The organism is Butyricimonas sp. BSD2780061689_150309_C8 (genome assembly GCF_015560935.1).
GTDB classification, from domain to species: Bacteria; Bacteroidota; Bacteroidia; order Bacteroidales; family Marinifilaceae; genus Butyricimonas; species Butyricimonas paravirosa.
Genome location: NZ_JADMSV010000013.1, coordinates 110,029 through 120,274, shown reverse-complemented (window position 1 = coordinate 120,274; position 10,246 = coordinate 110,029). Strand labels below are relative to the sequence as shown.

The following is a 10,246-nucleotide window of genomic DNA, read 5'->3' as shown; positions in this document are numbered from 1 at the left end:
TCCATAATAATTCATTTTTGAAAATTGCATTACAAAAATAATCAATTCGGAATTTACACACTTTTTGAAACACTATCAATAAAATAATCTTGATTCTAAAAAACGATAAGATTTTTATTGTTTTCTATATTTTTATTCGTAAATTGTGTGTGAAAATTTTCCTATATAGTTGCAATATGGAAAATAGTTGAAATAAAGGATTTGATTTTTCACAGAATTATTAATATAAATAGCTTATTTATGAAAAAAATCATTTGTATTGCTTTTTTATTATTCAATTGTTCAAATGCAATAAGTGATAATAAAAAAACTCATGGATTAGGTGTTCCGTTGACTAGTAATGAAATGAATGCTATAAGTAAAATCAAAGAAATGGTTTTAGAATTTATAGGAAAGAGTAGGACGATAGAACCTCCATTTTCTTTTACCGCAATTTTAAACATAGATAGCACAGATGTTACGTTATTACCATATTACGATTTTGATACTGCAATTTTTTACAAGGATCCTTCTCCAGAAAAAATACTGGAAAGTCTTGTCGTGTCAAATGACTTGTATTTTGCCATTTCAAAAGATGGATGTTTAGAGTATAGTATGCTAGCGAAAAGAAAAGAAGATGCTTGGATTTTAAGTAGATTTTCAGAAAATTGGGGGATATTATAAAATGGTTTCCAGAGAGGTTACGAGAGGCTGATTCAAAAGATTTTAAAATATTTCGTGTGGGGGGAGTAGAGTATTTTCTTTATTACAAAAAAGGAAAACCAATTTATTCAACTAATATAGGTAAAGAAATTTCTGAAGAAATATTATGTGAGACTATATTAGAATCAATAAATAGAGCGGTTGAAAATAAAAAGTATTTGGATAGTCTTGGTATGAATTTTTAGACTGACAAAGGAGGGACAAAACTTTATGTTTAAACATCCCTCCTGAAGTCTATTTTAGATCTGTTCTCCAATGCATGAAAGAGTTGATCTTTTTATTCATGGAAGTCAACAAATACTCGTCCCTCCCTGATTTTCTTACAATAGTCGCTGACTTTCATGTGTTCCGGATGAACTTTATAACGGGCGAGCGCTTCGGCATCGGCAAAAGTGGAGATTAGGACCGCATCGTATGCCGTATCGGATTCCTTTTCATTGATTCCGACCTGTAATGATATGATTTCCGGAACGATCCCGACCAGTCTTTCCAAGCTTTCTTTCATGATTAATGCGTTCTCTGCTTTTGTTTTTCCCTCGGCAAACTCCTTGAGTTTCCACATAACAATATGTTTTAGCATGCTTTTTGATTTTAAATAATACGTTGCAAAAGTAGTCTTTTATAAAAAATAAAACTAATTTTGGATGCAAGGGAGGATCAGATGGGGGGATTGAAAAATAAATATAAAACAAACGAGTTATGGTGGAGAAGGCCAAAAAATCAAAAGCGTCAAAAGATCAGACTGCTACAGATATAAATTTCAAGTTCAAGAGTATTCGCACAAGTTGTAGCGAGGTAATTGATTTTACCGGAAACAAGCATTATCGTACGGTTTTCCGCTTGAACGAGGTCGAAACTTTGTTCGTGGATACGGAAGTGATAAATAAACAGTTTGATGAAAAAGCTTGGGATGCGGAGATTGTGGCGGCTTTGATATATATGCATGGAGAGCAACCTGTACTGGTGGCACAAAAAGGAGGAAAAGTTACCATCCCCGAAACGGAGTCTATTTTTCAATTTTCAACTGCTTTTTCTGTCGAGGACTTTACAGACTTTAGGTTTCAAGAAGGAGCTTATCGGGTACAGGTGATGATAAACGGGCAAGCCGGGGTGTCGGATGAAATCCATTTGTTGGAACCGCATGACTTGTTCCGGGATTATTTTCAATTGTTGGACATTGGGTTTGACAAATGTGTGGAGGAAGCTCCTGATGTGCAGCGTCCTCACTCGTATCAGGCCTTTGCAGCCAAAGGGTTGGAAGACGTTCGGTTCTATCTGGTGGCAGAGAATTTTTTATCGAGTGAATGGACGTATGAATTTTTGATTAATGTGTTTGACGCTAACGGAATACTAAAAGCTAATCGAGTAGCTAAAGGGAATTATTACATTCCGAACCGGGAAGGAAAGCGTTTGCTTTGTTTTGCCTTGGATTTAGGGGCAGGATTGAGTAATTTTTGGGAAGAAGGGAAATATAGGGTTGAAGTATTGTGTTTTGATCAGCCTGTGATTCAATTGGAGTTTTCGATTGGGGAGCAGGATTTACCCTACAATTTTACCGACGAAATTGCCGGAATCAACGGGCAGGTACATGAAGTAGCGGGAGAACCTTCAACTCCACAAGATAAGGAAGAGGCTCTATCCCGTTTGTATCAGTTAGTGGGATTGCGTAAAGTGAAAGAGGAAATTACCCGGATGTACGAGTTGGCAGAATTCGTGAAAATGCGACAAGAGAACGGTTTTAACGATAAACTTCCGGTTTTGAATATGATCCTTATGGGGAATCCGGGAACAGGTAAACATTTGGTTACCGAGATCACGGGAGAGATGTTTTACCGTTTGGGAGTACTGTCAAACGGTAAAGTGCATCGGTATAAGAGAGAGGATTTTACCCGTCCGGGAGTGATCGCGGAAGAACAGTTGATTCGGGAGGCTATCACGAAGAGTATCGGAGGTATTCTGTTGATTGAGGATGCAGATGAATTGTACCCGACAAATGACCCGAATGATCCGGCCATGCGTATTTTTACCGTGTTGTTGGGAATTTTGGAGCAAGAGCAACCTTCTTTGTTGGTTGTCATGGTGGGAGATGTGATGGCTTTGCAGGCAATTACAGAAGGAATTCCCGGTGTGAAGAAATGTTTCCCTTACCAATTTGTATTTGATGATTATTCGGCAGAGGAATTGATGGAAATTACTCATCAAATGTTGGAGAAGCGACAATTTAAGTTTACCCCGGAGGCTGAGGATAAGTTCTCCGATATGTTGAAGGATTGTTGTTCCGTGAGGGAATCCGGCTTTTCTAATAGTAGATTTATAGAAGAGCGACTGGATGATGCTTCGACACGGATGGCCAAGCGATTGATGGCAAATCACAAGGGTACACATACAAAGGAAGATATGATGTTGATTCAGGTGGGAGACATCGAAACGCTGGAACAACCGGATCCGAGTAAATCCGTTGATGCATTGAATGAGATGATTGGATCTAAAGAGTTAAAAAACAGCTTGATTAGCTATATTAATTATATCTATTTTATCCGGGAAAGACAAAAGCATGGTTACGCAGATGTGATTCCGCCTTTACATATGCTGTTCACCGGGAATCGGGGGACAGGGAAAACGACTGTGGCCCGAATGCTTGGGGAGATATTCGAGTCGGCCGGGATTCTGGAAAGTTCTATGGTGACCGTCAGGAGCAGGGGGGAAATTATTGGTGATGGTTCCATTCCTCCACAACAGATTGCCATGTATATTTTCGAACAGGCAAGAGGGGGTATTCTTTTCTTGGAAGATGCTCACACCTTGTTTCAAGATAATGTGGGGGCTGCGGCATTGAGTGTCATTTTTGGGCAATTGTCACCTACCGATAATGGAGATACCATTGTTATATTGAGTGGTGACCCGGAAGCGATGGATAAAGCTCTGGCCGGAAATCCGAGAGTGAAGTCTCTTTTCCCGTATCATTTCCATTTTTCCGATTACACGCCGGAAGAGTTATTGGAAATAGCGATTCAGAAGGTGGCAGAGAAGAATTATACCCTGCATCCGAAAGCGAAAGAGGCATTTAAAAACTTGGTATCCCAAGTATGTAACGAGCATGATAAATTCTTTGGAAATGCTTTATTTGTCGAGAAGATGGTGGATAAAGCCATTCACAACCTATCTGCTCGAACCATGAAGATCAGGAAGGAGCGGGAACTTACCCGAAAGGAGATCACGACATTGATGGCCGTGGATATTCCGACGGCAACTTCCGAGCTATCCAATTCTTATAAAGATACCTTCGACGAGAAAGAGATTGCCTCAGCTTTGAAGGATCTGGATCATATGGTGGGACAGACGAAACTCAAAAAACAGATTCATGATTTCGTGGATTTGGCTCGTCATTATAATCAACAAGGGACGAAACTGAATACCCGTGTATCATTACAATGGTGCTTTACCGGGAACTCCGGAATGGGAAAAGGAACGGTTGCCCGGATTATAGCCCGTATTTATAAAGCTATGGGGATTATAGATAAAAGTGAGGTTACAAGTTTTAAAGTAGAACGTTTACTCGGGTTGACCGAGGAAGATGCGATACAAAGTATCGGTATGGCTCTATTACAATCGAAAGGAGGGTTATTTTTCTTCGATGAAGATTCCAGTAGTCTGAATGAAGTTTCCGGTTTCCGGGATCGGGTAAGGGCGATTCTTGTGAATCAGTTGGCAACACAACCGGGGGCTTATAACGTGATATACGCGAAACAAGATCCTCCCCGTCAGATTATCAATGACGAGGTTGAAAAGGTTTCTGACATGATTAATATTCTTGTTTTTGAGGATTATACAGCGGATCAGTTAATGGAAATATTGAAACGTGATCTTGCCACGGATAATACCCGGATGACGAGAACGGCTCAACAACACATGGAACAATTTATCTCTTATATTGTCGCGAATAAAAAACGTAGTCATGCCAGTGCCCGGTTAATCAAACTGGTTGCAGAGATGATGATTCGGAATCGGGTACAGCGCTTGGCACAGAATAAGAAAGCGAATGACGTGGATGTGAAACATTCGGTCACGAAACAGGATGTTGAAATGTTCACGCCTGCCATGTTGGATAGTATGACATCAGAAAGGAATACAATCGGGTACAAGCAATGAATCGCAGAATACTTCATCTTGCTATTCCTTCTATCGTGTCTAATATTACCGTTCCTTTGTTGGGATTGGTGGACGTGACGATTGTGGGACATTTAGGGGCGACAGCCTATATTGGTGCCATCGCAGTGGGAGGATTGTTATTTAATATTCTTTACTGGAATTTCGGTTTTCTACGAATGGGAACCAGTGGGCTGACTTCACAAGCATACGGTCGGAAAGATAAAGATGCTGAAATACGGGTACTTGTGCAGGCGGTGAGTGTCGGTTTATTTTCAGCCTTGGCCATGTTGATTCTGCAATACCCGATAGAACGACTGGCTTTTCGACTATTGGATACAAGTGCGGAGGTGGAACAATACGCGGTCACTTATTTTAGAATTTGTATTTGGGGGGCCCCGGCGGTGTTGGCACAATACGGATTCACGGGGTGGTTTATCGGAATGCAGAATTCCCGTTACCCGATGTATATTGCCATTGTGATGAACGTGATTAATATCGTGTGTAGTTCCTGTTTTGTCTTTTTGTTCGGGATGAAGGTGGAAGGTGTGGCTTTGGGGACAGTTGTTGCGCAATATTCAGGAGTGATGATGGCTTGGTGGCTTTGGTTTTATAATTACAAAGAACTGCGGGGACGGATCACGTTTAGAGGAAGTCTTCAATTGATAGCTATGCGGCGTTTTTTTGCCGTGAACCGGGATATATTTCTTCGGACACTTTGCTTGATCGGAGTGACAACATTCTTTACTTCAACAGGAGCCCGTCAAGGAGATGTAATTCTGGCTGTTAATACATTGCTCATGCAGTTGTTTACCTTGTTTTCCTATATCATGGACGGTTTTGCATACGCGGGGGAAGCTCTGTCGGGGCGTTACGTGGGAGCCTGTAATTTGGTACAATTGAAACGGGCGGTGAAGGCATTGTTCGGCTGGGGAGTCGGTTTATCGTTGGTTTTCACGTTATTGTACGGGATAGGAGGAGAGAATTTCTTGGGATTGTTAACGAATGACACGGTCGTGATAGAGACTGCCGGGCATTATTTTTACTGGGTGCTTGCTATTCCGCTAGCGGGATTTGCTGCCTTTCTGTGGGATGGAATTCTGATTGGTGCCACGGCTACCCGTTTTATGTTATGGGCCATGCTGGTGGCTTCCGGTAGTTTTTTTGTGATCTATTATTGTTTTTCCGGGGCTACGAATAATCATATGTTATGGTTGGCTTTCTTGGTTTACCTTGCGTTACGCGGGGTTATGCAGACTTTATGGAGCCGAAAGGTGTTCACATTAAAATATCTCCAAAGTCTGAGATCATAAATTGAAGATCGGATAGGTTTATTTGCCCGCTTTTTATTATATTCGCGGTGCAAATACGTGTAGTTGAAAATAAACAAATAAAACACATGGCTATAGTATTCTATCAAAAAGATGCAACAGTGTATGCCGTACACTATAAAGAATCGGAAAATCCTTTAGATGTAAGTAAGTTAGAATGGTTATTCAGTGGGGCTAAGAAAGTTCAAAGCGATTCACTGAAAAGCTTTTTCGTGGGACCTCGTCGGGAAATGATTACCCCGTGGAGTACTAATGCCGTGGAGATTACTCAGAATATGGGTATTTCCGGTATCTTGCGGATAGAGGAATTTACTCGTGTGGAAGATGAAAAAGCGGCTTTTGACCCGATGCTTCAAGCATTTTACAAAGGTCTGAATCAAGATACGTTTACCATTGACAAGAAACCGGACCCGATCGTGTATATCGAGGATATCCGGGCATATAACCAACAGGAGGGATTGGCGCTGAATGAAGATGAAATCTCTTATCTGGAAGGTCTGAGCAAGAAATTAAACCGTCGGTTGACAGATTCCGAGGTCTTCGGTTTTTCACAAGTGAATTCCGAGCATTGCCGTCATAAGATTTTCGGAGGTACATTTATTATTGATGGGGAAGAACAAGAAGAGTCTTTGTTCTCCATGATCAAGAAAACTTCCCGAACGAACCCGAACCGGATTGTTTCGGCCTACAAAGATAACTGCGCTTTCATTGAAGGACCGGCCACGGTGCAGTTTGCCCCGGCAACACCGGACAAACCGGATTTCTACACGCAAAAAGATATTAACACGGTTATTTCATTAAAAGCGGAAACTCATAACTTCCCGACCACGGTAGAGCCTTTTAACGGGGCGGCAACCGGTTCCGGTGGTGAGATCCGTGACCGTATCGCCGGGGGACAAGCATCACTTCCGTTGGCAGGCACGGCCGTTTACATGACATCATATCCGCGCTTGGAGGCAGGTCGTCCTTGGGAATCGGCTATTGATCCTCGGAAATGGTTATACCAGACTCCGGAAGACATTCTGATCAAGGCTTCTAACGGGGCATCTGATTTTGGAAATAAATTCGGACAACCCCTTATCGTGGGTTCCGTGTTCACGTTCGAGCATAAGGAACACGAAAAGACGTATGGTTACGATAAAGTAATCATGCAGGCAGGTGGTATCGGTTTTGGTAATAAAGAACAAGCCATGAAAAAGACCCCGGAGGTTGGCGAACAGGTTGTTTTGCTAGGAGGGGATAATTACCGCATCGGAATGGGTGGTGGGGCCGTTTCTTCCGTGGATACGGGAGTATATGCCAACGCTATCGAGTTGAATGCGGTGCAACGTTCCAATCCGGAAATGCAAAGACGGGTATGTAACGCCATCCGGTCTATGGCCGAGAGCGATGTAAACCCGATTGTTTCTATTCACGACCACGGGGCAGGAGGACATTTGAACTGCTTGTCCGAGCTGGTGGAGGAAACAGGTGGATTGATTCACTTGGAGAAATTGCCTGTCGGTGATCCGACTCTTTCCGACAAAGAGATCGTGGGAAATGAATCCCAAGAACGGATGGGCCTCGTAATGAAAGCAAAGGACGTGGAAACCTTGCAGCGTGTGGCTGATCGGGAACGGGCTCCGATGTACGTGATCGGGGAGACCACGGGAGATCATCGTTTCGTGTTTGAAGATGCCAGAACCGGAGAGAAACCCATTGATCTGGAGATGACGGATATGTTCGGAAATCCCCCGAAAACAGTGATGGAGGATAAAACCAAAAGAGAACATTTCGCCGATGTTGAATATAGTGAAGATAAAGTTGAAGAATATATCGAGCAAGTTTTGCAGCTTGAGGCTGTTGCTTGTAAGGATTGGTTGACAAGTAAAGTTGACCGTTCTATTACCGGTCGTGTGGCCCGTCAGCAATGCGCCGGACCTTTACAGTTACCTTTGAATGACTTGGGTGCCATGGCTCTCGATTATCGAGGAGAAAGAGGTATTGCCACGTCCATCGGGCACGCTCCGGTAGCGGCATTGGCAAACCCGGCTTGCGGTTCGAGATTGGCTATTGCAGAGGCCTTGACCAATTTGGTTTGGGCTCCTATCGAACAGGGAATTAAAGGTGTTTCCTTGTCTGCTAACTGGATGTGGCCTTGTAAAAATGCCGGTGAAGATGCCCGTTTATATAAAGCCGTACAAGCTGCCAGTGATTTTGCCATCGAGTTGGGAATTAATATCCCGACAGGGAAAGACTCTCTTTCCATGACGCAAAAGTATGGTAAGGATAAAGTGTACGCCCCGGGAACCGTGATTATTTCTACCGTGGGTGAGGTTACCGATGTGAAGAAGATTGTTTCTCCGGTACTGAAACCGGATCAGGATTCTGAAATCGTGTATATCGATTTCTCTTTTGATACATTGCAATTGGGAGGTTCCAGTTTTGCTCAAGTGTTGAACCGGGTAGGTAAAGAGACCCCGGATGTAAAGGATGCCGATTATTTCGTGAATGCTTTCATGGCAATACAGCGTTTGGTTGAGGAAGGGTATGTTTTAGCCGGACACGATATTTCTGCCGGAGGTATGATCACGACTTTGTTGGAAATGTGTTTTGCTGATAATCGCTTAGGATTGGATATTGATTTTTCTTACCTAGCTGAAAAGGACATCGTGAAGATCTTGTTCGCGGAGAATCCGGGTGTACTAGTACAGATTAAGGATTGCAAGAAGGTTGCCGCTATCTTGGATGAAGCGGGAGTGGCTTACAATTTCTTGGGATGCTTGGGTAAGGCCGGAAAGTTGAATATCAAGAAAGACGGTAAAAACTTCCATTTGGATATTCCGTCATTAAGAGACTTGTGGTTTAAGACATCTTATTTGTTAGATCGTCGTCAGAGTGGCAATGAGTTGGCCCTTGAAAGATATAAAAACTATAAGAATCATGATCTAAAATACAAGTTTGCACCTTCATTCAGCGGTAAGCTTTCCCAATATGGATTGGATGTTAACCGTGTTAAACCTTCGGGTATAAAAGCTGCCGTTATCCGGGAGAAAGGATGTCAGTGCGAGCGGGAAACGGCATGGGCGATGCACTTGGCCGGTTTTGACGTGAAGGATGTTCACATGACAGACCTTGTTTCCGGAAGAGAGACTTTGGAAGACGTGAACTTTATCGTGTTTGTTGGTGGGTTCTCGAACTCGGACGTGCTTGGTTCTGCTAAAGGATGGGCCGGAGCTTTTAAATATAACGAAAAGGCTCGGGTGGCTTTGGAAAACTTCTATAAACGTGAAGATACTTTGAGCTTGGGTATTTGTAACGGTTGCCAGTTGATGGTTGAGCTAGACTTGGTCTACCCGGAACATGGCGAGAAGGCGAAGATGTTGCATAATGCATCCCACAAACTGGAATCCGCATTCTTGAGCGTGGATGTCGTGGAGAGCAATTCCGTGTTATTGAAGTCATTAGTCGGATCTCGTTTGGGAATCTGGGTGGCTCACGGAGAGGGACAATTCCAATTACCTTACGGACAAGAAGAATATAATATTCCACTTCGATACAGCCATGACACTTACCCGGCGAATCCGAATGGATCACCTTTTGCCACGGCAGCTATTTGTAGTAAAGACGGGCGTCACTTGGCAATGATGCCTCACTTGGAACGTTCTCTTCACCCGTGGAACTGGGCATATTATGCCGAGGATCGGGAGGAAGATGAAGTCAGCCCGTGGATTGAAGCGTTTGTAAATGCCCGTTTGTGGATTGAAGAGCATAAATAATATAAGGAACTTATATATGAATTTACAGGAAACCAACTCCCTCCCGGCTTCGCCGTATTCCCTCTATAAACAGAGGGAGAGTTGAAAATACTCCCTTTCTTCGGGAAGAATCACCAGCTCCTCCTCTGTTCATAGAGGAGGTGGCACGAAGTGACGGAGGAGTTTGAGAATGAAAACAAGCATTACCTTAATAGACTGTAAAGTGGTATATAATTACCTAATATAAATCTTGGGAGTCAAAATAAAAGAGGGCAACCCCAAAGCCATTTAAACAAGGCTTTGGGGTTGCCTTCTTTTATTTCATACTCC

At 42.8% G+C, this 10,246-nt stretch carries 6 protein-coding genes; 5 read left to right on the top strand and 1 reads right to left on the bottom strand.

The features are described 5' to 3' along the window. Nucleotides 1-240: 240 nt before the first annotated feature. A complete protein-coding gene (locus tag I2I33_RS11535; RefSeq protein WP_087420197.1) occupies nt 241-663 on the top strand; it encodes a hypothetical protein in 423 nt (140 codons plus the stop codon). Continuing rightward, nucleotides 648-887 (top strand): hypothetical protein, encoded by a 240-nt coding sequence (locus I2I33_RS11530; protein WP_087420198.1) that lies wholly within the window; start codon nt 648-650, stop codon nt 885-887. The genes I2I33_RS11535 and I2I33_RS11530 overlap by 16 nt, the downstream gene beginning before the upstream one ends. 92 nt (nt 888-979) lie before the next feature. Here I2I33_RS11530 and I2I33_RS11525 read toward each other — a convergent pair whose 3' ends face one another. Continuing rightward, nucleotides 980-1,282: a Dabb family protein gene (locus tag I2I33_RS11525; protein ID WP_087420199.1), complete on the bottom strand. Its 303-nt coding sequence runs from the start codon at nt 1,280-1,282 to the stop codon at nt 980-982. Nucleotides 1,283-1,401: 119 nt separating this feature from the next. Between I2I33_RS11525 and I2I33_RS11520 the strand changes: the two genes are divergently transcribed. The 3 genes from I2I33_RS11520 to purL all read left to right on the top strand — a co-directional run bounded on the left by I2I33_RS11520 (nt 1,402) and on the right by purL (nt 9,937). Further along, nucleotides 1,402-4,851 carry an AAA family ATPase gene (locus tag I2I33_RS11520; RefSeq protein ID WP_087420200.1) on the top strand — a complete coding sequence of 1,150 codons (3,450 nt, stop codon included), beginning with the start codon at nt 1,402-1,404 and terminating at the stop codon, nt 4,849-4,851. After that, complete coding sequence (locus I2I33_RS11515; RefSeq protein ID WP_087420201.1) at nt 4,848-6,161, top strand: MATE family efflux transporter; 1,314 nt, start codon at nt 4,848-4,850, stop codon at nt 6,159-6,161. The genes I2I33_RS11520 and I2I33_RS11515 overlap by 4 nt, the downstream gene beginning before the upstream one ends. Nucleotides 6,162-6,247: 86 nt before the next feature. Beyond that, on the top strand, nt 6,248-9,937 hold the full coding sequence (gene purL, locus I2I33_RS11510; protein ID WP_087420202.1) for a phosphoribosylformylglycinamidine synthase: 3,690 nt from the start codon (nt 6,248-6,250) through the stop codon (nt 9,935-9,937). Nucleotides 9,938-10,246 lie beyond the last annotated feature (309 nt).